Source organism: Ferriphaselus sp. R-1 (genome assembly GCF_000746095.1).
Lineage (GTDB): Bacteria > Pseudomonadota > Gammaproteobacteria > Burkholderiales > Gallionellaceae > Ferriphaselus.
Genome location: NZ_KN050807.1, coordinates 107,099 through 128,573, shown reverse-complemented (window position 1 = coordinate 128,573; position 21,475 = coordinate 107,099). Strand labels below are relative to the sequence as shown.

Here is a 21,475-nt window from a genome sequence, read left to right as displayed (position 1 = left end):
CTCAGGAAATTTGGTTAGGGGCGGCGGCTTCCGCAGCGGCGACCACGCCCATGGAAACAATGGCCTTCAGCGCCGCATCGACGCTCATGTCCAGCTCGATGGTCTCGGCCTTGGGCACGAAGAAATAGAATCCGTTGACCGGGCTGGGCGTGGTCGGGATGAACACGGCCACGTGCTCGTCAGCCAGTTGGCGCGAGACCTCGCCCGGCACATTGGTCTGGAACGCCAGCGACCAGGCTTGCGGATGGGGATAGCGCACCAGTAACACCTTGCGGAACGAGGTGCCGTTGCTCGACAGCAAAGTGTCGCTGACCTGCTTCACCCCCTTGTAGATGCTGCTCACGAAGGGGATACGCGCCAGTGCGGTGTCGCCCCAATGCAGCAGACGCTGGCCAAACACGTTGCGCGCCAACACGCCGGTGGACAGCACCACCACGAATGTGAGGATCACGCCCAGGCCGGGGATATGCACGCCCAGCAACACATCCGGCTGCAGCGCAGCCGGTATCACCAGCAAACTCTGGTCGAGCGTGGAGATGGTGAAGTTCAACACCCACAGCGTGATGCCCAGAGGCACCCACACCAGCAAGCCGGTGATCAGATATTTTTTCACTAGGCGTTACCACCTGCCATCGGACAAGAGCCCGCCGAGGCACAAGGCGCGCACGCAGCCTGGGGCGCACTGGCGCTGGCGGCATGATAACCGCTGCCCTTGAACTGCAGACCGGCAGCGGAAAGCTGCTTGCCGAACGCCTCCTGACCACATGCCGGGCATGTGGTAAGAGGCGCATCGCTCATCTTTTGCATCACGTCGCGCTGCGCGCCGCAACTGCTACAACGATATTCATAAATTGGCATACCTGCTCCTGTAGCCGTCTCGAAAGGCGGGCATTATACATTAGGGCATTGCCGATCAAGCGACTCGTGCCACAACTCTCGCCCCCTCAACCCACTCGGGCACGATTTCCGGGCAAGATCACTTTGACCGTCGACACCTTGTCGGCGTACAGTTCCTCGCCCAGCAGCGGCACCAGGTTGACTGGCTGGCGCGGGTGTTTGGGGAAATTCTGCCTGATCGCCTCCAGCTCCTGCTGGTTGGACTGGAAATAGCGGTTCGCCTGAATCACGCGCGGCAGGTGCTTGACCAGATGCCACAGACTCCAGCGATGCTGCCACAGGCGCTTGGCGAAGCGGCGATGGTACCGCTTGCTGTTATAGAAGCGCAGGATGTGCCAGTTGTATAGCGCATCCATCTCCTCGCGCGACTTGAAACCCTTGGGCAGGAACACGAAGTTGAGGCAGTTCATCAGCCGCCAGTCTTCGATGAAATCGCCCTCCTCTCCGCTCACGCACTCATCCCAGATCGGCGCGCCGTACAGCGGGCTGAACTTGGTCATATTCATCTCGTCCAGATCGAGCGACAGAATAAAGTCGCTGGTGACCTTGACGGTCTCCGGTGTCTCGCCCGGCATGCCGAAGATGAACAGCCCCTTGGCGCGCAGCCCCGCCGCATGGATCTGCTCCACGGTCTTCTTCACCGCCTCCAGCGTCACGCCCGCCTTGTGCCGCTCCATCATCGCCGGATCGGCGGACTCGATGCCCATGGACACCATCAACGCGCCCGCCTGCTTGAGCTTTTGCAGCATCTCGTCCGAGGTGTGGCCGGTGCGGATGGCGCAGTTGAACTGCATGCCCAGCGGATTCTTGATCAGCAGCTCGCACAGGTCGAACACGCGCTTCTTCTGCGCGGTGAACAGGTCGTCGTAGAAATTGATGTGATACACGCCGAACCTGTCGCGCAGGTGCTTCATGTGGTCGTAGATGTACTGCGCGGAGTTGACCTTGTACAGGCGCTCGAACACGGTGCGGTCGCAGAACGAACAGGTGTAGGGACAGCCGCGCGAGGTGATCATGGTCGCGCCGTGTTTCTGCACATAAGAGAACAGCGGCAGGTGGTAAGCCTCGGGGAAGCCTTCCAGCTTCTCGTAGGCAGGGAACGGCAGCTCATCCAGGTTCAGGATGCGGCTGCGGCGCGGGTTGGACACGACCTTGTCGCCGTCGCGGTAGACCAGGTTGGAGATCTGCGCCACCGGCACGCCGTTGGCGTAATCCAGCAACGCTCCCTCGCCTTCGCCTATGCACAGGTAGTCGATCTCGGGGAAATGTTCCAGCAGCGGCGCGCCTATGGACGACACATGCACGTTGCCGAACAGGATCTTGATGTCAGGACGCTGGCGCTTGATGTATTGCGCCATGTCCACCGCATCCATGAAGCCGGAAGTGGTGGTAGAAAAGCCGACCATCTCGGGGTCGGTCGCGAGAATGATCTCAGCGTTCTCCTCTATCGTCGGCGGGGCGTACGGACCGAGGCAGTCATGCACAAAAGTGGTATGGCCATGCTTGTCCAGCCAGGCCGCCAGCGACAGGATGCCGATGGGCGGCATGCGGTTGGCCAGTACCGAGAAGTCTGGCTGGCCGGGTACAAAGTTGAAACCGGCGGGGTGGACGAAAGTGATGCGCATGTCGATCTGTCGCCGAAACGAATGATCAGGTTAGAAGCACTTGCGCCAGACCAGCAGCGGCAGGCGCAGGATGAACCCGGCGAACAGGCGCAAGTGCATCCCGGTGAGCAGCACGTTGTCGCGCAGGTAGTTGAAATGCGATACGCCGCCCTCGTCCGGGCGCAGGTATTTGACCGGGGCCTGGATATTGACCGGACGCGCGCCGTGCCAACACAGGCGCACCGCCGCTTCCGGGTCGAAGTCGAAGTGACGCATCCAGCGGCTCCCCACCATCACGTCGCGCAGCAGGTGCGCGGGATAGACACGGAAGCCGTACAGTGAGTCGCCGATGCCCTGCCACAAAGTCTCCAGATTCGCCCACCAGTTGGAGACCTTGCGCCCGCGCACCCGCAAGGCCGGGGCGCTGGCATCGAACACCGGCACGCCCAACACCAGCGCGTTGGCATCCAGCATGGAGGCCGCCATGAACTCGGGGATCTTCTCCGCTGGATGCTGGCCGTCCGAATCCATGGTCAGCACGTGCGTGTAGCCCAGCCGGATCGCTTCCTGCACCCCGGCCAGGACCGCAGCGCCCTTGCCCTGGTTGCGCTCCAGCACGATGACCCGGAGCTGCGCATCCTCCTGCGCCATGCGCAGTATCTCCTGCTCGCTGCCATCGTCACTGCCATCGACGACCACCCACACCGGAGCCCACTGCGCGCGGGCCGCGCTGACCGTGGGCCGGAGTGCCGCGCCGGTGTTGTAACTGGGGATGAGGACCAGATGCGTGGTAGATACCATAGTCATGCGTGTCACTTATGTTTGCGCGCCAGCAACTCGCTGCGGTAATAGTCCTCAAGGTCGGCCACGAAGGTTTTGACATCGCCCTTGACCTCGAAACGCTTGCCCAGAGTCACCCGGTACACCAGCGGGAACTCCGGTTTTTTCAACAACGGCCAGTGCTTGCCCAGAAACGGGCTGTTGGTCTCGATGAACACGGTCTGCACCGGCACGCCCGCCTTCAGCGCGACCAGACCGAAGCCGCCCTTGAACGGGTTGATCGGCTCGGTCACCGTGCGCGTACCTTCGGGAAAGATCAGCAGCTGGCTGCCGCCGCGCGTCGCTTCGGCGGAGCGGCGGATCAGGTTGCCGGTCGAATCGTTGCGGATATAACCCGCCATGCTGGCTCCGCCGCCGAGCAATGGATTGTCCAGCAAGGCCGCTTTCAGCACACACACGATGCGCGGCAGGCGCGAGCCGATCAGCACCACGTCGATGAGTGCCGGGTGGTTGGTGGTGATGATGAGCGGCTCACCGCGCAAGGCATCGAGTGCACGCAGGTCAAGCTTGACCAGACCGCTGGCCCGCACCACGGCAAGGTAGAGACGGAACACCAGCATGATGACGTATTGCCCGATGCGAGCGCCCCGCTTCTGTGGCAACAGATGCCGAAACACGCCTGCGGGCAGGCTCCATGCCAGACAGATCAGCGCGAAGAACAGCAAACCGCCATATAACACGATGTATTCATAGAGAGATCTCAGTTGTCGCCAAACCCACATCGTCTGCCAGCTTTCCAGAGTGACTACGAGATAGCGCCCTTAGGGGCGCGAGAAATCACGAAATCCGGTTAATCGTTGTTCACTTCCACCATCGTGTCGGAGTGATCCAGCATCCAGGTGACGGCAAAGCCGACCGTGAAATATTGCTTGCTGGTCACCAGCGGGCTGTTCACGAAGGTCGCGCCGCTCAGGTCGTCCCATTTCATGAAGCCGCCCACCCAGTGCTCCGGATAGCGCTTGTTCAGGGCAAGGATGAACTGGGTACCGGAATAGCCGCCATTGGCGGTATAAGCCGGTCTGCTCGCCGTCACATACTGCGGCGCGACATCGTAGAAGTACGAGTGATAGTTCTTGTCGGAGTAGATCAGGCCGCCGACCACACCGAGATTCCAGCCATTGCCCGAGATATCACGCACGTCGAAATTCAGTTGCGGCTGGAACAGCCAGCCGACATGCTTGAACCGCTTGAAGTTGCTGGCCACCACCGTGCGCAGCGGCATACGGATGTCGAACGTGGTCTTCTTGTCTTCGGAATAGTAGAGATGGGTGTTGAGCGAAGGGCCGATCTCGAATGTGGGATCGAGGTTGGGCATCCCCCGGCGCGCGATGGAATCGTTGCTGTTGGCAGGCACCGAGCCATTCACGCTGACATCCATCTCCACCCGGTCTTTGCGGAAAATGAGCCCACGGATGCGCTCACGGTTGATCTGAACGACATCGCCCCGATAGATGAAGTACGGCACCGGCAACAGATACGAGCGATGCTCGGACGCACCGCGATAGATGGGAAAGTCGATCGCGGCGAAACCGGCTCCGACCTCCCATTGGGGCTTCATCTCGGGCTGAGCCTGGACCAGCGGTGCGGCGATCAGCGCCAGTCCCGCCAAAATGATGCGTTTGATGCTACTCATCGGACACCTCGACCTCGTTGAAATACGCGCCCTCGATCTCCAGCAACAGATCCGAGCGACAAATATTGGAATGCAGATACACCACTTTGACCTGATCGCCGAACTCGGCCCTGACCTTGGTCGCCACCATCTCCCAATACTCCTCGTGGCGCAGGTAGACCTTGAGCAGCATGCGGCCCTGCGCGGGCTGGTAATGCGGGGTTTGCTGCAACAGGGTGCGGATGTTCAACAGGGTTTCCGCCGCCTGCTTCTCGGCATCTCCGTGATGCACGGTCTCGTAACCGACGATGCTGGCCGTGCCGGAGATGAAGAAACAATGCTGCCCAGCCAGGGTCGCCGACAGCGCCCTCACGAAGATCGGGCTGCGCGGACCGAACAGTTGCGGGTAGTGGTAGGCGCTGATCTGGCGCGGATTCTCCACCGCCTTGCCGGGCTGCCTGGCCGCCATGAAGTAGATGGTCAACGAGCCGCTATTGCTGCCCAGAGCGCTCGCCGCCGGCACACTTTCCTCGCTGATGCTGCGTCCATGCGCCACAAATGCCTCGTGCCTGCCCACATTGAAGCCGCGATAGCGCTCCAGACCATGCTCGTCATCATTGATCTGAGGAAAGTAATGCCAGACTCGCAACAGGTGCGAAAAGCCATGGTGATCCAGAAAGCTGAAGATGCGCGAGTAGGCCTGATTGGCTAGGCTCTGCATGGTCTCGCCGGCATGCTGCGCCAAGGTCACACTGCCGAACAGCACCGTACCGTCGCTGCTGCCATGAATACCGTCGTGATCGCACGGACTCACCGCCGCATCGCTAACCCAGACTTCCAGGCTGGTGTCGGCTCCCCCCAGCACGGGGATGTCCACCCAGAGCGGGGTGCATGATGTGGGTGGCAAATCGACCGGGCGACCGAAACCGATCACGCCCAGCACATGCCCCTGATTCCTGCGCAGGTAAGCCTCTATCCCGACCGGGGACAAATAGTCCTGTCCGAATCCCATCTCACTCATCAGACGACCACATCCATTTCATCCACCGCACGTATCGAACGCCTGCGCCTGCGCCAGGCCATCAGACTGCCTTTCGGATCGGACAGACTCAGCCAGTAGTACATCACCTTGAACATGAGTAACCAGAACGCATAACCTTTCTTGCTGAACACGTCCCCGATCAGCACCGAGATCAGGGCCTTCTTGATCTTGCTCTCCGCCCCCTGATACATCAGCAGATCACGCATAGCGGGGGTCGTGATACGGTAGATGAACCAGGAGAACACCTTGGGGCCGTGTGTCATGACTTTGTCAAACTGCTTCAGCACGCGGGCCGCCTGTCGCGGCTGGTTCAGGCACGCTTCGACCGCATCCGCACCGGCGAAGGCACTGTTCATCGCCAGGAACACGCCCGAGGAAAACACCGGATCGATGAACGCGAACGCATCCCCCAGCAGGATGTAGTTGGTACCGGAGGAACGCTCGGACAGGTAGGAAAAGTTACCTGTGGCCGTGACCTTGGACACTAGGGTGGCGTCCTTCAGGCGCTCGACCAGCTCCGGACACAGGGCGATGGTGTCGAGCAGGAACTGCCGGGTATCGGTCTGGCGCGTCTTCATGTAATACGGCCAGCAGGTCGCGCCTATGCTGGTATTGCCGTCCGCCAGCGGGATGAACCAGAACCAGCCATGCTCGAACCAGAAAATGCTGATATTCCCTTCTACCTCGCCCTCCAGACGACGGGCACCGGCGAAGTGCCCGAAGATGGCGGCGCTGTTGTGCTTCTTGTTGCGATGCTTCATGCCAAAATGGCGCGACAGAAAGGTGTCCCGGCCCGAGGCATCGACCACGAATCTGGCCTGTATCCGTTGCGACTGTCCGGCCTTGTCGACCGTGGTCACCCGCGCGCCCGCATCGGCGAGGAACTCGATCCCCGTGACCTTGCACTCTTCGACCACCCGCGCGCCTTTCGCGGCGGCATTGCGGAACAGGACCTCGTCGAACTCGTCGCGGCGCACCTGATACGCTGTGGCATGGGTGTTGTCCCAGGCATCGTTGAAGTCGATCATCACCGCCGTGCCGTGACTGGGCGAGACGAACTCGGCACCACGCTTCACGATGCCGATGCGCTTCATCTCCTCGCCCACCCCGAGCTGCTCGAACAGAGGCATGTTCATGGGCAACAGCGACTCACCGATGTGGAAGCGAGGATGTCTGGACTTTTCCAGCATCAGGACATCACGCCCGCGCTGCGCCAGCAAAGCTGCGATGGTGGAACCGGCAGGCCCCCCGCCGATAACCAGCACCTCGCATGAGCTCTCTGGCTCGGTCATGACAATCCTCTCATTCGTACGACTCTCGGGAAAGGCAGGGAAGCGACTCCGGGAAGGGCCTGCCGCCCCGACTATCCCCTTTTGATTGTAATGGACATGCCGACCTGGGGCAACCAACGGCGCAGCGCCGGAGTCGTGATCACCGTGCTGAATATCGCCATCAGCACCAGCATGGTAAACACGTTCTGCGAGATCACGCCCAGGTCGTAGCCGACGTTGATGATGATCAGTTCCATCAGCGCGCGCGTGTTCATCATGATGCCCATCACTTTCGACTCATGGTGATTCAGGCCGGACCAGCGCGCGGCAAGATAGCAACCGCCCAGCTTGCCCGCCGTGGCCAAGGTGATGAGCAGGCCGCACCAGCCCCACAGCGCCCAGCTGTCCAGACTGCCGACATTGGTGCGCAGGCCGGTGTAGGTGAAGAAGATGGGCAGGAAGAAGACCGTCACGAACTCGCCTACTTTCTTGCGCCAGGCTTGCACCACGTCGTGCTGGTCATGCAGCAACACGCCCATCATGAAACCGCCGAAGATCGCGAAGATGCCAATCTTGTAAGTCAGCATGGCCGAGATGAAGATGGTCGCGATGAGCAAGCCCATCAGGTTGTCGGAGAAGCGGTGTTCGGTCACCACGGAGCGCTTGATCGCACTATGCAGCAACGGGCGCACCACCCACCAGCTCAGCACCACATACAGTGCCAGCAAGCCCAGGGTCTGCGCGAAACCGGCGACCGAGAAGTCGGACAGGGAAACCGCCGTCACGACGGCCAGCAGCAGCCAGCCGACCACGTCCGTGATGGCGGCGACGCTGATCGCGATCACCCCGAGCTTGGTCCGCGTCATCCCGAATTCAATCATGATGCGCCCCAAAATGGGCAAAGCCGTGATCGAGAACGCGGTCGCCACGAACAGCCCCGAGGCAAGTCGCCCGGCCTGCGGCGAAAGTAGCGGCGCCGTGTAAAAGCCGAACATGAAGCCCAGTGCGAACGGCAGCGCGATCCCCACAGCGGCGATGCTCCATACCGAATGGCGGTTGTTCTTCGCCGTCAGGTGCGAGAAGTCGAACTCCAGGCCGATCTGGAACATCAGCAACACCAGGCCGATCTGGCTCAGGATGAACATGGGTTGCGGCGAACTCGACTTGAACACGAACTGGAACAGATCGGGAGCCAGCCAGCCGAACAGTGAGGGCCCGAGCAAGATCCCGATGATGATCTCGCCCACCGCCCGCGACTGGGCGACCCGCACCGCCAGCTCGCCCCCGACGCGCCCCATGATGACGATGATGACCAGTTGCAACAAGGTGAAGAACAGCAGGGCCTCGTTCTGGTGTGTGGTCGATTGCAGCAACGTCGAAGTACTCATTCCTCATTCCTTGAGATCAACACAGCGGAAAAGATCAGGCTCAACACCGCGCCGCCGGCTACGGTGGTGCCTATGGCGCTCAATACCGGGGCCTGCGAGAACGACAGCAAGCCGAAGCCCAGCACCGTCGAGGCATTGGCGAACACCAGCGAGGTGATGGTGCGTTCCCGCTCCTGACTGGAGCCGCAGCGGCTCTCGAAGAACAGGGAGTAGTTGGAGCCGACCGCCACCACCAGCAGCAAGCCGACCAGATGGAAGATGGACAGCCCCTTCCCACCCAGCAACAGGAGCGCAGACACCACGATGACCGCCGCCAGCAAGGGCAGTGCGACATCCAGCACCCGGCGTACGGAGCGCAGGCTGAGCGACAACAGGGCGACGATGGCCAGCACTCCGAGCAGGGCGTTCTGCGTCGCCTCGCGGCGGTAGTCGTGGAACATCTGCTCGGTCTCACGTTTCATGTCGAGCAGGGTGAACTGCGCGGCAAAGGCGCGCTGCATCTCTTGTTCGATGGCGGGCGCATCCTGCACGCCATGCAGCGGCAGCAGCAAGGACCAGCCTGTGGCATCGTGCCGCAGGAAGGAATCCAGCTTCAGGCCCAGGCTGCTGCCCTGCAACTGTGCGGCATCCAGCAGCGGCTGCCGTTTTGCCTGCGCGATCTCCTGCGGGAATTGGGCGAACGTCTCGCTGCGGTACGGCAAGTCACGCAGGGCCAGACGCAGGTCGGCGGCGGCCTGATCCGGCTCCGGCAAGGCCGCCTGCCGCGCCGCCTGCCTGCGCCGACTGGGCAAGGGCGGGGTGTCGACACCGGCCAGGCGGCCCAGTCCCACCTGGGTCTGCAGCAGCGCCGCCGCATCCTCGCTGCGCTGCAACACCTCTTCCAGGGTGTCGCCATGAGTCACCAGCAGGTAGCGCACATCGGGCGCGCCCATATCGTCGCGCAGTTGCTGGTCCAGCGCCTGCAGCTCCCTGGACACCGGGCTCATGCTCGCCAGACTGTCGTTCCACAGTGCATCGCGCTGCACCAGTGACAGCACCGCAGCAGCCACCAGTACGAGCAGCAACGGACGTGCTCGTGGCGCATAGCGGACGGCCATCATCAAGGTACGACTGAAGCGTTCCGATGGCAGCACCGAGAACCCGGCGGGCAGCCACCCAGGCAGCACCCAGCGGGTGGTGGCCACGGCCACCAGCAGGCCCGAGATGGAGAACAGCCCCAGCTGTGCCAGCCCCGTGAAGCTGGAGAACAGCATCGCGCTGAAACCGCAGATGGAAGTCAGCACACCCAGGCGCAAGGTCGGCCAGATACGCTGCAAGGTGGACTGAGGCGTATCTTTCCGGCCCATCTGGGTGAACAGATAGATGGCGTAATCCACGCCCTCGCCGATCAGGGTCACCCCGAACCCCAGCGTGATGCCGTGCACCGAACCGAAGACCAGACTCACTGCTGCCACGCCCGCCAGCGCGCCGCTGGTGACCGGGAACAGCCCCATCAGCAGCACTCGCATCGAACGGTAGATGAACAGCAACATGCTTGCCACCAGCACGGTGGCGATGAGCGACAAGCGCCAGGCATCGTCGCTGATGGAGGCGCGCGATTGCACCGAGAACACGCCGGGGCCGGTCATCTGCACGCGCGCAGTGCTCACCCGTTCCTGCTGCGTGGCCGCATCGAACGCGCTCTGGATGTGGTGCATGGCGCGCTCCTGGGCATCGATGTCGGAACCCGCGCCCCGGGTCTGCACCAGCAACATGGCGCGTTGCCCGTCACGGGAGAACCATACCTCCTCCTGCTTCAGGGGATGCCCCTGCCCTTCCATGCCTTCCAGCAGATGGATCAGCTCGCCGCTGGGGTCTTGCGGCAAGACCTGTTGCGCCATGCCGCTCATGGGGGTGGACAGCAGGTCCAGATAGGCCGAGAGACTGGAACGCAGTCCGTCCACCCCGAAACGCCCGGGTGCCACGGCATCGCTCAGCAGATAGCGGTTGCGCCACAGCAGCTCGAAGTCGCGCTCGAAGCCGACGCGCTCGCCATTGCTCACCATCACCAGCTCGGGATCGGCACTCAGCCGGGCGCGCATGCCCTGGCTGATCCGCGCCAGTTGCGGCACGGACGCACCATCGAGTCCGACCAGGATCAAACGGGAGACGACACCGTCGCGCAACTGGTCGACCATGACCTTTTGCTGCGGCGTGGGCGACTTGGGGAGGAAGGCGGACATGTCGGCGTTGAAGGTGGAACGACCGATGACGAACACACATGCGGCCAGGAATCCCAGCCAGACCGTCACAGTCAGGGAGCGGCGCAGGGTCAAGGTGCGACCTCGACGATCTTCATCAGCGCGTGATCGCCGTTGGATTCCCTGGTCTCTATGCTGTCGATATGATGCCCGCGTCCGGTGATGCGTATCTCGCGTATCACTTCGCGCGTCCTGCGTTCCAGCGGCAACAGTCTCATCGTCCAGCGGGCCGCCTCCCCTTTCAGCTCTACCGTGTAGAAGCGTTCCAATGTGGGCAAGTCACCTGCCAGGGTGGAGCGTATGCTTTCGACGATGGCCCATATTGCCGGATACTCCTGCAACACCAGCGTGCGTTTGACGTTGCGCGCCGGGCTGTCTATGGTGAGCACCCCCTGGTCCAGCACCAGCGTCTCTTCCCTGGGCAGGCGGGTGCGCTTCTCCAGATGGCCGGGAGCCTGGAACAGCAAGGTGCCGGAAGATTCCAGCGGGCGGTTGAGCACACTCAGGGTCTTGCTCTCGACGAACCTCCCCCGCGATTCCTTGACCTGGGCCAACCCGCTCATCAACTGGTTGACGTCCCATCCCGCCGCCGCGCTGCACCAGCCGGGGAGACACCACAGCAACAAGAGCCAAGTGCGCATCATCACTTCCAGAAATCGTAAAAGTTGAACCAGTTATAGGGTGCATTGCGGCAATGCTGTTCGACCGCAGCCACATATTTGTGCAGGGCCGTGCGCATCATCTCGGCGCGACCACCTGCGGACGACTCGCTCATGTCTACCAGCAGCTCGAAATGCAGATCGTAGCGATTGCCGCCCCGGTAGATGCCCGCCATCAGTAGTACCGGACTCTTCAGCATGCAGGCCATGCGCAGGGGGCCGGTCGGAAAACGTGCAGGGGCACCCAGAAAATCGCACGTCTCGCTCGCACCACCCTGCTCCAGCCCACGGTCGGCGAGGATGCCGATGAACTCTCCACGCTGCAGCGCCTGCTCAACCTTGAGCATGGAGTCGACCTTGCCCAGCCCGATCACCTGCTGGGCCAGCGCCGGATTGATGGCTTTCAGGACGGCGTTCAGCTTGCGCGCATTCTCCTCGTACATCACCACACTGGCCGGCGGCCCCTGCACCTCATGGGCATAGGCGCGCGTGATCTCGAAGCTGCCGAAGTGCGCACCGAGCAGGATGCATCCCCGGCGTTGTTCCAGCAAGGTACGCGCGGTCTCATCCAGGTGCGCGTGCACCTCGAACATGTCGAAGCGACCGTTCAGCAGGAAGACGCGATCGAGTATGGTCGAAGCAAACGTGTGGATATGCCGGAAGCCGTCCGCGATGCCGGGCTCGCGCCCCAGAACTCTGCGCAGATAGTGCTTGGAGGCCCGCCGCGCCTCACCCGCGAACAGCAGGAAATACAGGCTGATGGGGTACAGGAAGGCGCGCGCGGCAGAGCGTCCCAAGGTGAGCGCGACCCAGACAATACAGCGCAAGGCCCATTGGTTGCTGCGCTCAGGCCGGGCCACCCAAGCCGGGGCGGCTTGACCTGCACTCTCGCTATGCGTCGACCGCTGCACTGCACGCCCCCGCCAGCACTCGCGTCCCCGCAACGCTGCAATGGAAATCGAACCCAGTCGCGCCAGAGCGCGCATATTCGATGCTGACCTGGTCGCCGGGACGTACCGGACGCAGGAACTTGGCCGCCCGGACCTCGTACACGGCATGACCGATGCCGATCTCCGCCGCGATCAGGTGCACCACCTCAGCCAGCAACAGCGCCCCGGGCAGGATGGGGTTCCCCGGAAAATGTCCGGCTGCCGTCGGATGGTCGGCCCTGACCGATAACGTCATCCTATTCATGCTTGGCGTACCGTTGCACCAGTTGCAGGAGCGAATCGCGCGTCAGCTTGCCCGTCGAATTACGGGGCAAGGCCTCGACAAAATGCAGCGGTCTGGGCAGGAACACCGCATCTATGGTCTTGCGCAAGGCACCGAGTATGTCTTCGCTAGCCAGTCCGGGAGCTACGACAAAGGCCTGCGGACGCGCCATTGCGCCATCGCCCCGGTCGTCGTGCACAAAGAACACGCCGTCCAGCACCCCGGGAATCTGGTTGAGCTGGTGGTTCAGGCTGGCCAGCGAAGTCCGCTTGCCGGCGATATTGACCAGATCGGCCGTGCGCCCGTGCAGACTGAATGTACGCGCGTCGCTCTGCTGGATCACATCGCTGAGTGTCGCCGCCAGCCCGACATGGCCGCCCCATACCTGGCAAGTTTCCCCGACCTGCGCCATCTCCAGACCGGACATCAGCTGCCACTCTGCTCCCGCTGTCGTCCGCCGACTGGCGACCATGCCGGCTTCGGTACAACCGTAGATCTCGTACAGGGGCGCGGCAAAGCGCGCTTCGGCGATTTCGGCCAGCTCAAGCGCGAGCGGAGCAGTGGCACACAGCACGAACTCAAGCTCGGGCAGGATGCCGGGCTCAGCCAACAGGGTGCGCAGATGGATAGGCGTGGTGACCAGACAGCGCGGCACGGGCAACTGTTCCAGCCGTTCGCGAATATCTGCCGGATAGAACGGCCTTTCGGCCACCATGGCCAGCCCGTTCTGCATGGCCAGCAACATGCACGACTCCAGCCCATACATATGCTGCGCCGGGACCGTGCCCACAAGCGCCACCCCGGAATCCGGGCGCAAGCCCAGACTCTCCGCCTCGGCCAGTGCGCCCATACACAAGCCACCCCAGGATTTGGGATGCGCTACCGGATCGCCGGTCGAGCCGGAGGTGAAGACCAGTGCGGCACATTGTTCTTGCGGCACAGAGCCGATATCCCCCCCGATAGCCTGCGGCTCCAGCACCAGCGGAAACGGGATGACCTCTACCCCCTGGAAATCCACGGCCCCCTCGGCCAGACAGTACATGCCGGGATAGCAAAGTCTCAGGCGCTCGACCAGACTCGGGGTGTAATTGGGCGGTAACAGACTGATCTGGCCGCGCAACAGGGCTGCGGCAAACCCGACAGCGAAGTGATAGCGGTCAGTACACAGGTTCAGGATATAGCGTCTGTCCGGCAGAGCCTGGGCCAAAGCCGCCACATCCTGGAGAAACCGAGCGACCGAGATACACTCGCCCCCTCGGTACGCGAATACGCTTGCGGGTGAGGCGTGACTGACCAGAGGGATCTTTGTCATACCGGAACTAGTAGCCACGGTCCACGTTCCGGGGAGCGGCGAAATCCCGGGAATACACCTCGATCGCTTTCAGTATGGAAGTATTGGGGTGATCTGGGAAACGTGCTGTCCGATAGGCTTTCTCAACGACGAACATGAGCACCAGCAAGGGCAGGTTCAGCACGTTGATGAAGAACGACCAACTGGCCAACGAGGCAAAAAGGTACAGCAACAGCGACACCAGCACTTGCAGACAAAAATATCCACACCATGCCAGGGTGACCCCTCGCGTATAGCCAACCACCTCGGGATACAACTGGCCGTTCACCCGTCGCGATATCTGGGTGATCAGCGGTTCGCGTCCCGGCAGCAAGGTGCGGCCGAACAGCCAGAGCAGGAACAGGTTGAGTGTGGCATGGGATAGGCCGTTGATTGCCAACAGACCGACACGGCCATGATCGCCGCTGACGAAGAAGTACACGCCTCCCAGCAGCAGCGCCCCCACCAAGGGCCACCATGCCTTACCGACCGACCGCAATATCGCCCAGCCTGCGACACACAGCAACGGCATGAACACCAATAACAGGTGGGATGTCGCCATCCCTTCCTTGAGCAGGAAGGTGTGCAACAACACGGGATAGAGGACAATCAGTAGCACCGCCACCCCTTTTACCAAACGCGCCATCATGCCCCTCGACGCAGTTCGGGCCAGTGGCTGGAGCATCTGATCGACGGTGACCTCGGGCCGCGCATGATCAACCGCCGGTTCTGTCAGGCGTGCAACAGGCAGAGTTGTTTGGCGATGATGTCATGGCTCAGCCACAACACGGGAGCCGAAGGCTGCGAGGTTTCGCGGAACATCAGTGGTCCGGTACCTTCCAGCACCAGCGCACTCAGGTGGTCGGTGACCAACGCCTTGCGATCCTTGTGCATCTGGGTGATCTCTTCCGAGGTACCTATCATCAGATTCGCCAGTGCCTCGGAATTGTCCATCGGCCAGGCCGCATAGTTGCGGAATGACTTCATCACATCGTTGGCGTTGTAATCATCTATCCTTTGCAGCAACGCCTCCAGCGAGGTCCCCTCCTGCAACAGCTCACGGCAAGCCTGCCATTGTGCCTCGACCCAAGGGCCATCACACTCCTTGCGCAAAGCGAACAGCAAGGGGAACAGGGAAAGTTCGACCCCGACGAAGATATCCGAAGAGTTGGTGCGTATCTCCGGGCAGTTATAGACGGTTGCCTTGACCCCCTGCTCCCAGGCCGCCTCGGCGATGCGCTCCAGACGCATCTTGGCCTGACCTTGGGTATAGCTGGTGTAAGTCTGCCACTGGTACTCGCCATCGAGCAGGATCTCGGTGCCGTGGTAACCGTAGGCGGTGTAACGCACCTGCCCGCCGGTCTGTTCGACGCGGGCCCGGATCGCAGCGCTGCCCTCGATCAGATACTGAAAGGTATTGGCCGTCACTTCATCGAAGTTCTTGAGGATCAGCTTCCCCAAGTCGCTATCCAGCAGCGCGCGCGTGGACATGAAGCGCTCGCCGCGTCCCTTGTAGATGCGGTTGGCGATGGCGAGGAACACCTTCACCTTGGGGATGCCGCCAGCCATGGTGTGCGCGAAAAAGACATTGCTGCCATCGGGGATCCGGCGATCAAGCTCAGCCATCACTTGCGCGACCGAGTTCTTGAATCGGCTGACCCCGACCTCGCGGCACTTCTCGATGTGCGCCCAGTCGAGCTTATCCGTCTGCCAGCTCTTGAGCGACATGTCCGCGATCATGTCTGTGGGGGTCAGCTCACCTGCCGGGGCATCCAGATCGAAACCGGCCATCAGCGGCACATTGATGATGCGGCCGCCCAGATTGGCTTCGGCCACAGCCAGTTCCTCATCGGTCAATGCGCGCAAGGCGTTGTTCTCGTCGCGCCGACCCACGGTCACGCCGATGATGGTCATACCGGCCTTGCGTGCTTCGTTGATCAAGCCATTGGCATACCCCCGGCCAAACAACTCGCCGAAGAGCACAAAGACATCCCCCTGGCGAAACAGGTTGCCTTGCGGAATGGTTCTCAGCGGGGTGAGTGCGGTCATTGAAACAGTCTCCAATCAGTAATTACGTTCATTTGCTGGAGGTGGATTGTATCAAGTTAAACCGCTCTGCATACCCTCCGAAAACACAAAGGACGCACCTCGCGGTGCGTCCCTGTGTCAGCCAGGCCGGATCACATGTAGCTGAACAGCGACAATCCGGACACCTGGACGAAGGATTTCTGCGCGGCCTGCAGCGAAAGCTGCTGCTGACTCAGGTCGCTCATCGCCTTGTTGTAATCGAGATCCTGCAACTGGGAAAGCGTCTGCTGGAACTGCAAGGCCAGACTATCGCCACTGGCCTTGAGCGAGTCGGCCTCATTCATGCGCGCACCCACCGAGGCACGCACGGTCAGCACCTTGTTCAATGCATTGTCCAGACCGCTCAACGTGTCGGCCACGCTCTGGCTAACCGCCGCCGAGGTGGCGGGCACACCGGGGACCACCGGTTGCTTCAGTGCATTGATGAGATTGGTCAAGGTCTGAAACACGCTCTGGTTGGTACTTGGAGCGACCGTAAAAGTATCACCATTCGCCGGAGCCCCCGAGACGCTCACCTGCAAGCCGTCGAACGCAATGGCCTGGCCGCTGACGTAAGGCAACCCGGTCGCCGGCAACGCTGGCAACACCTGGGTCGGCGGGACTGCCGTGGTATTGGTGACGGAGTAGCTCGTCACCCCTGCCGCCACGGTGAACGCAATCTGGTAGTTGGCTCCTGTCAACAAAGCCGGGTTGGTAACTTGACCGGCATTGGCGACCCCGGATCCGGTGTTCGCTACCGACGGTGCAAGCGAGATCGTATCGTTCCCGTTCTTGATACGCATGAAAATGTCGGAACCTGGATCGGTGGAAGCCAACTGGCGCGAAGCGCTCACCTGGACCAGCCGTTGCCCGTCATCGCCGAAATACTGGACTCCGGTCGCAGTATTGACGAAGGGGATGCTCGCTCCCTGGAACCCGGAGAACAGGTAGGTGCCCGCACCATCGGTGCTGTTGGCCTGCCCGAGCAACTCTTGCAGCTGACCGGACAGGTCACTGGCCATGGCTTGACGTTCGGCATTGGACAGCACTGTATTACCCGCAGCCGTGACCACAGAACGCATACTCTGATAGATGTTGCCTACGTTCTGCAACGCCCCATCGACCAGCGCAAGGGTATTGATCGCCGAGGTCCGGTTCGTCCCATACTGCGTGTTCATGGCATCGGACTGACCGACCTCCAGCGCCCGCGCCGCCGCAGCCGGATCGTCTGCCGGCGTGATCATGCGTCGCCCGGTAGCCACTTGCTGCTGGGTCTGGAACAACTTGGACTGCTGCTGGTTCAGCAAGGCCACGTTACTGTCGTAGATGGAACTGGTACTGATTCTCATGACATCACCTCTTATCTCAGTGACAGCAAGGTATCGAACATGGTGTTGGCGACCTTGATCGCTTGTCCCGCAGCCTGATAGGCCCGCTGAAAACGCATCAGGTTGGCCGCCTCTTCATCCAGATTGACTCCTGAGATGGATTGCTGCTGCTGTATCGTATTGTTCACCAGTGTGGTCTGGGCCTGACTGGTCACTTTCAGCTCCCGGGTCTTGTTGCCCACCTCACCAACCAATTGCGCGTAAGCTCCCTCGTAGCTGGCGGTACTGTTGGACAAGTTGGGGCGAGTCTGCAACCCCGCCAGCAGCAAGGCATTGCTCCCGTCGGCGGTAGACAGCGTGTTGGTCCCCACCGAGAACACGTCGCCGGCATTGGGTGCACCCGAGATACTCACCGTCCAGCCATTGTAGGTGATGGCCGCACCTGCCGTGAACGGGATATTGGTACCCGGCAAGGGAACCCCGACCCCTGCCACATTGAACGTGGTCGGGGGATTGTTGAACGTTATCGTGACCGGCTGCTGCAGGTTCAGGTCAGTGGCAGGATGAGCAGGATTGGCCAAGACCGGGGTGGCGTTCACCGTGGCAGAGCTGATCGCTCCCGAACCGGTATTGGCCAGAGCGGCACCGGAACGCACGGGCGAGGCGGCAGCGATAAGGTTCGTATTCGAGATTGCCAGACTGATACTGCCCGCCCCGCTCGCGGTCGGGCGAATCAGGAAGGTATCTCCGGCGACGGGGGCACCACCAGTCAGCGCAAATGTCACGCCATCGACAGTCTGCGGCAACCCTGCCGGGAAATTGGTCAGTGTGTTGTCGGACATACGCAACACGCTGTAACTGGTACCGCCGTTGAAGATCAGCTGGTAATCGCTGGTCGTCAGTGCAGCCACATTCGCGATGGTGGCACTGACAGCCCCCGTTCCGGCGTTGACGACCGATGGAGCTACGCTGGGTACGGGCACATTGAAGAAGTTGCCACCCAGCGCTCCGTTGGCATCCAGTCCCAACTGGTGCTGAGCATTGAAATTGCTCGCCATCCCGATGGCCAGTCGGCCCAGGGAGTTCTGCGTCGCATCCAGTGTCTGCGTGCGGAAGTTCATCAGCCCGCCCAGTTTGCCACCCTGAATCGCGCTTTGCGGCAGACGTATCACCTGCCCATTCGAACTGTAGGCCAAGTCCAGCCTTGAGGCATCCTGTTGATTCTGTGCTGCCTGCAAGGTGTAGGCACCGGAGCCGACCACCAAGGCCTGACCGTTGCCGATGAATACGTTGTAGCTGCCATCGGTCTGCTTGAGGACCGTGGCCTTGATCTCGACGTTCAACTGGGTGATGAGCTGGTCGCGCTGGTCGAGCAGATCATTGGCCGTCATCCCCCCCGATGTCCCTTGTGCCAGCACGATGCTGTCATTCAAGGCCGCGATCTGTTGCGCATAGCCATTAATGGCTGCCACGCTGGTGGTGATCTGGCTGTTCAAGCCGGCACTGACATCCGCCATGCGCTGACCCAGCGCCTGGAAGCGAGAGACCAGCACCTGAGCGCTGCTCAACATCGTCTGCCGTCCCGCTTGCGACTGCGGCGTGGTCGCAACTGTGTTCACACCACTGAAGAACCCCTGAATGGCAGGTGCCAAACCGGCAGAGGCATCGGCCAACAGATTGTTGATCTGCTGGATCTCGGTGTAATAGGTATCGAGCTGGTTGGCCTGGGCCTGCTCTTGCAGCACCTGCGCGCCCAGAAACTCGCTGTACATACGCTTGATGGTGGAGACATTGACACCCTGTCCCAAAAAACCCGCCCCGCTGAACTGCGGCGGATTGGCCGTCTGCACGGCCTGCTGGCGGCTGAAGCCGGGAGTGCTGGCATTGGCGATGTTATGCTCGGTCGTGGTGATACCGATCTGCGCTGTGTTCAGCGCCGTCACTCCAATTCCAAATATCGAGGTTCCCATGATGTCGATTCCTTAGAGCATGAGCTCCATCAGTGATATCGGCTCAAGCCAGATAAACTTTATCAACCCATTGCGCTGACTTTACTGATCGTACCGACCAGCTTGTCCGCATAATGGGGATCGGTGGCATAACCAGACCGCTGCATGGCCTGAGAGAAGCCGACCGCATCCGTCTGCCGCAACACACCCGCGTAGCGCGCATTACCGCCCAGCATCCTGGCGTAGTCCTGAAACGCCTCGGCATAGGAGCCGTAGGCACGGAACTTCTCCACCTGCTTCACTGGCGCGCCGTTCACATACTCGGTGGTGGTGACTTCCGCCACTTTGCCGTTCCAACCCTGCCCCGCCTTGATGCCGAACAGGTTGAAGCTATTGCTGCCGTCGGCATTCTTGATCTCGCGCCTGCCCCAGCCACTTTCCAGCGCGGCCTGCCCCAGTATCAGCTGGGGCGAGATGCCGGTGGCCTGTGCCGCCTGTACCGCATGCGGCAACAAGCGATCCACGAACTCTTGTTGAGTGCCCTGGCTATACGCCGACGGCACAGCCGACTGACGCACCGGGCTAGTCACGGCTGGGGCATGAGAGGGTGTCGCGACCGCCCCAGGCAGCGACCGACTGAGTTGCTTGACCATCACATCGGCCAACCCCATGCCGCGTGCAGACATATCCTGAGATAGCTGCTGGTCGAGCATGGAGGTGAACATGCGGGTCTGGTCGCTATCGAACATGCCATCCTGCGGAGCAGCCTCGCGCATGGATTTCAGCATCATGTTCATGAACACGGCCTCGAACTGCTGCGCGGCTTTCTTCAGCGCAGCATCGGGAGACTGCTTGGCCTGCAGCTTGAGTGCATCAAGACTTTGCACATCGGTGGCCAAACCTGCAATGTTCGACATCGTGTTCATCAAATGATCTCCAGATCAGCATGCAGCGCTCCGGCAGATTTCATGGCTTGCAAGATCACCAGCAGATCCTGCGGGGTTGCTCCGATGGCATTGAGCGACTTGACCACATCACCCAACGACACGCCGCGCTTCAATGTGAGTATCTTGCCATCACTTGCCTTGATATCAATGTTCGAATTGGAGACCTTTTCCGTCTCTCCTCCCGACAACATCCCCGGCTGACTGACGGAATTCTCGGTCTTGATGACCACCGTCAGGCTACCGTGCGACACGGCACAATCATCCAGCGTCACTGCCTGGTTCATCACCACCGAGCCCGTACGGGCGTTGATGATGACCTTGGCCACGCCAGCGGCAGGCTCCACCTCGATGTTTTCCATCTGTGCCAGGAATGCCACGCGACCATTCCCCGGCGGTGCGCTGACCTGAACCGTACGCCCATCGAGGGGCACAGCACTATCTGCACCGAACTTCTGGTTAAGCGCCTCGGCGATACGCGATGCGGTGGTGAAATCCGTCTTGTTGAGATTGAGCATGATGGAGTCGCCCGTGCCCAAGTTGGTGGGCACCGCCCGCTCCACCGTCGCCCCGCCGGAGATGATGCCCACGCTGAGATGGTTGACCTGGGTCTTGGAGCCCCCAGCCGATGCGCCCGCCCCTCCGACCAGCAAACTCCCCTGCGCCATGGCGTACACCTGACCGTCCGCACCCTTGAGTGGGCTCATCAGCAGCGTCCCTCCGCGCAGGCTCTTGGCATTGCCGATGGAGGAGACCGTGACGTCGATGGTCTGGCCGGGCCGGGAAAACGGCGGCAGGGTGGCCGTCACGGTCACTGCCGCTACATTCTTCAATTGCAGCGAAGTCGCCGGTGGCAGATTCACCCCCATGTTGGACAACATGCTGATCACGCTCTGCACGGTGAACGGAGTCTGCGTGGTCTGGTCACCGCTGCCATCCAGACCGACCACCAGACCGTAGCCGATCAACTGGTTGTCACGCACCCCCTGGATGCTGGCCAGGTCCTTGATGCGCTCGGCAGAGGCCACAAGCGGCGATAACAGCACCAGCAAGCAGAACACCTTGTTCAGAAATCTCATGACTCTCGCCCCA

General features: G+C 61.4%; 20 protein-coding genes. All 20 read right to left on the bottom strand.

The genetic code is table 11. The features are described 5' to 3' along the window. Position 1 precedes the first annotated feature (1 nt). The 20 genes from DM08_RS11540 to DM08_RS11445 all read right to left on the bottom strand — a co-directional run bounded on the left by DM08_RS11540 (position 2) and on the right by DM08_RS11445 (position 21,462). A complete protein-coding gene (locus DM08_RS11540; RefSeq protein WP_035384793.1) occupies positions 2 to 613 on the bottom strand; it encodes a DUF502 domain-containing protein in 612 nt (203 codons plus the stop codon). Continuing rightward, a complete protein-coding gene (locus DM08_RS11535; protein WP_035384792.1) occupies positions 613 to 858 on the bottom strand; it encodes an FmdB family zinc ribbon protein in 246 nt (81 codons plus the stop codon). Before DM08_RS11535 ends, DM08_RS11540 begins: the two co-directional genes overlap by 1 nt. Before the next feature lie 86 nt (positions 859 to 944). Next, positions 945 to 2,522 (bottom strand): B12-binding domain-containing radical SAM protein, encoded by a 1,578-nt coding sequence (locus DM08_RS11530; protein WP_051938199.1) that lies wholly within the window; start codon positions 2,520 to 2,522, stop codon positions 945 to 947. Between the two features lie 30 nt (positions 2,523 to 2,552). Next, positions 2,553 to 3,308 carry a glycosyltransferase family 2 protein gene (locus DM08_RS11525; protein ID WP_035384791.1) on the bottom strand — a complete coding sequence of 252 codons (756 nt, stop codon included), beginning with the start codon at positions 3,306 to 3,308 and terminating at the stop codon, positions 2,553 to 2,555. Between the two features lie 5 nt (positions 3,309 to 3,313). Continuing rightward, complete coding sequence (locus DM08_RS11520; RefSeq protein ID WP_237560282.1) at positions 3,314 to 4,021, bottom strand: lysophospholipid acyltransferase family protein; 708 nt, start codon at positions 4,019 to 4,021, stop codon at positions 3,314 to 3,316. A 110-nt stretch (positions 4,022 to 4,131) separates the two neighbouring features. Then, positions 4,132 to 4,974 carry a MipA/OmpV family protein gene (locus DM08_RS11515; RefSeq protein ID WP_035384789.1) on the bottom strand — a complete coding sequence of 281 codons (843 nt, stop codon included), beginning with the start codon at positions 4,972 to 4,974 and terminating at the stop codon, positions 4,132 to 4,134. Next, on the bottom strand, positions 4,967 to 5,974 hold the full coding sequence (locus DM08_RS11510) for a chorismate transformation FkbO/Hyg5 family protein (protein WP_051938196.1): 1,008 nt from the start codon (positions 5,972 to 5,974) through the stop codon (positions 4,967 to 4,969). The genes DM08_RS11515 and DM08_RS11510 overlap by 8 nt, the downstream gene beginning before the upstream one ends. Then, entirely contained in the window at positions 5,974 to 7,287 is a 1,314-nt protein-coding gene (locus DM08_RS11505; protein WP_035384788.1) for an NAD(P)/FAD-dependent oxidoreductase, read from the bottom strand. Before DM08_RS11505 ends, DM08_RS11510 begins: the two co-directional genes overlap by 1 nt. A 71-nt stretch (positions 7,288 to 7,358) precedes the next feature. Next, a complete protein-coding gene (locus tag DM08_RS11500; RefSeq protein WP_035384787.1) occupies positions 7,359 to 8,654 on the bottom strand; it encodes a cation:proton antiporter in 1,296 nt (431 codons plus the stop codon). Then, positions 8,651 to 10,969, bottom strand: coding sequence for an MMPL family transporter (locus tag DM08_RS11495; RefSeq protein ID WP_035384786.1), 2,319 nt, complete (start codon positions 10,967 to 10,969; stop codon positions 8,651 to 8,653). The genes DM08_RS11500 and DM08_RS11495 overlap by 4 nt, the downstream gene beginning before the upstream one ends. Then, positions 10,966 to 11,535: a LolA-related protein gene (locus DM08_RS11490; protein WP_051938194.1), complete on the bottom strand. Its 570-nt coding sequence runs from the start codon at positions 11,533 to 11,535 to the stop codon at positions 10,966 to 10,968. Before DM08_RS11490 ends, DM08_RS11495 begins: the two co-directional genes overlap by 4 nt. Positions 11,536 to 11,537: 2 nt before the next feature. Beyond that, positions 11,538 to 12,464, bottom strand: a complete 927-nt coding sequence (locus tag DM08_RS11485) for an LpxL/LpxP family acyltransferase (RefSeq protein ID WP_237560281.1) — start codon at positions 12,462 to 12,464, stop codon at positions 11,538 to 11,540. After that, entirely contained in the window at positions 12,445 to 12,747 is a 303-nt protein-coding gene (locus DM08_RS11480) for an ApeI family dehydratase (RefSeq protein WP_035384784.1), read from the bottom strand. The genes DM08_RS11485 and DM08_RS11480 overlap by 20 nt, the downstream gene beginning before the upstream one ends. Continuing rightward, positions 12,740 to 14,077 carry an AMP-binding protein gene (locus DM08_RS11475; protein WP_035384783.1) on the bottom strand — a complete coding sequence of 446 codons (1,338 nt, stop codon included), beginning with the start codon at positions 14,075 to 14,077 and terminating at the stop codon, positions 12,740 to 12,742. Before DM08_RS11475 ends, DM08_RS11480 begins: the two co-directional genes overlap by 8 nt. Positions 14,078 to 14,084: 7 nt before the next feature. Further along, on the bottom strand, positions 14,085 to 14,741 hold the full coding sequence (locus DM08_RS12405; protein ID WP_152555832.1) for a COG4648 family protein: 657 nt from the start codon (positions 14,739 to 14,741) through the stop codon (positions 14,085 to 14,087). A gap of 86 nt (positions 14,742 to 14,827) precedes the next feature. Continuing rightward, on the bottom strand, positions 14,828 to 16,144 hold the full coding sequence (locus tag DM08_RS11465; protein ID WP_035384782.1) for an enoyl ACP reductase FabMG family protein: 1,317 nt from the start codon (positions 16,142 to 16,144) through the stop codon (positions 14,828 to 14,830). A 131-nt stretch (positions 16,145 to 16,275) separates the two neighbouring features. After that, complete coding sequence (gene flgL / locus DM08_RS11460; RefSeq protein WP_035384781.1) at positions 16,276 to 17,511, bottom strand: flagellar hook-associated protein FlgL; 1,236 nt, start codon at positions 17,509 to 17,511, stop codon at positions 16,276 to 16,278. An 11-nt stretch (positions 17,512 to 17,522) separates the two neighbouring features. Next, complete coding sequence (gene flgK, locus DM08_RS11455) at positions 17,523 to 19,460, bottom strand: flagellar hook-associated protein FlgK (RefSeq protein ID WP_035384780.1); 1,938 nt, start codon at positions 19,458 to 19,460, stop codon at positions 17,523 to 17,525. A 62-nt stretch (positions 19,461 to 19,522) separates the two neighbouring features. Beyond that, positions 19,523 to 20,365, bottom strand: coding sequence for a flagellar assembly peptidoglycan hydrolase FlgJ (gene flgJ, locus DM08_RS11450; RefSeq protein WP_035384779.1), 843 nt, complete (start codon positions 20,363 to 20,365; stop codon positions 19,523 to 19,525). Further along, positions 20,365 to 21,462 (bottom strand): flagellar basal body P-ring protein FlgI, encoded by a 1,098-nt coding sequence (locus tag DM08_RS11445; protein WP_035384778.1) that lies wholly within the window; start codon positions 21,460 to 21,462, stop codon positions 20,365 to 20,367. Before DM08_RS11445 ends, flgJ begins: the two co-directional genes overlap by 1 nt. Positions 21,463 to 21,475 lie beyond the last annotated feature (13 nt).

Coding starts and splice junctions, on each gene's coding strand:
- DM08_RS11530 (WP_051938199.1), bottom strand. CDS start 2,522: ATGCGCATCACTTTCGTCCACCCCGCCGGTTTCAACTTTGTACCCGGC.
- flgL (WP_035384781.1), bottom strand. CDS start 17,511: ATGAGAATCAGTACCAGTTCCATCTACGACAGTAACGTGGCCTTGCTG.
- DM08_RS12405 (WP_152555832.1), bottom strand. CDS start 14,741: ATGGCGCGTTTGGTAAAAGGGGTGGCGGTGCTACTGATTGTCCTCTAT.
- DM08_RS11465 (WP_035384782.1), bottom strand. CDS start 16,144: ATGACCGCACTCACCCCGCTGAGAACCATTCCGCAAGGCAACCTGTTT.
- DM08_RS11445 (WP_035384778.1), bottom strand. CDS start 21,462: ATGAGATTTCTGAACAAGGTGTTCTGCTTGCTGGTGCTGTTATCGCCG.
- DM08_RS11535 (WP_035384792.1), bottom strand. CDS start 858: ATGCCAATTTATGAATATCGTTGTAGCAGTTGCGGCGCGCAGCGCGAC.
- DM08_RS11510 (WP_051938196.1), bottom strand. CDS start 5,974: ATGAGTGAGATGGGATTCGGACAGGACTATTTGTCCCCGGTCGGGATA.
- DM08_RS11515 (WP_035384789.1), bottom strand. CDS start 4,974: ATGAGTAGCATCAAACGCATCATTTTGGCGGGACTGGCGCTGATCGCC.
- DM08_RS11525 (WP_035384791.1), bottom strand. CDS start 3,308: ATGACTATGGTATCTACCACGCATCTGGTCCTCATCCCCAGTTACAAC.
- DM08_RS11475 (WP_035384783.1), bottom strand. CDS start 14,077: ATGACAAAGATCCCTCTGGTCAGTCACGCCTCACCCGCAAGCGTATTC.
- DM08_RS11490 (WP_051938194.1), bottom strand. CDS start 11,535: ATGCGCACTTGGCTCTTGTTGCTGTGGTGTCTCCCCGGCTGGTGCAGC.
- flgJ (WP_035384779.1), bottom strand. CDS start 20,365: ATGAACACGATGTCGAACATTGCAGGTTTGGCCACCGATGTGCAAAGT.
- DM08_RS11500 (WP_035384787.1), bottom strand. CDS start 8,654: ATGAGTACTTCGACGTTGCTGCAATCGACCACACACCAGAACGAGGCC.
- DM08_RS11480 (WP_035384784.1), bottom strand. CDS start 12,747: ATGAATAGGATGACGTTATCGGTCAGGGCCGACCATCCGACGGCAGCC.
- DM08_RS11505 (WP_035384788.1), bottom strand. CDS start 7,287: ATGACCGAGCCAGAGAGCTCATGCGAGGTGCTGGTTATCGGCGGGGGG.
- flgK (WP_035384780.1), bottom strand. CDS start 19,460: ATGGGAACCTCGATATTTGGAATTGGAGTGACGGCGCTGAACACAGCG.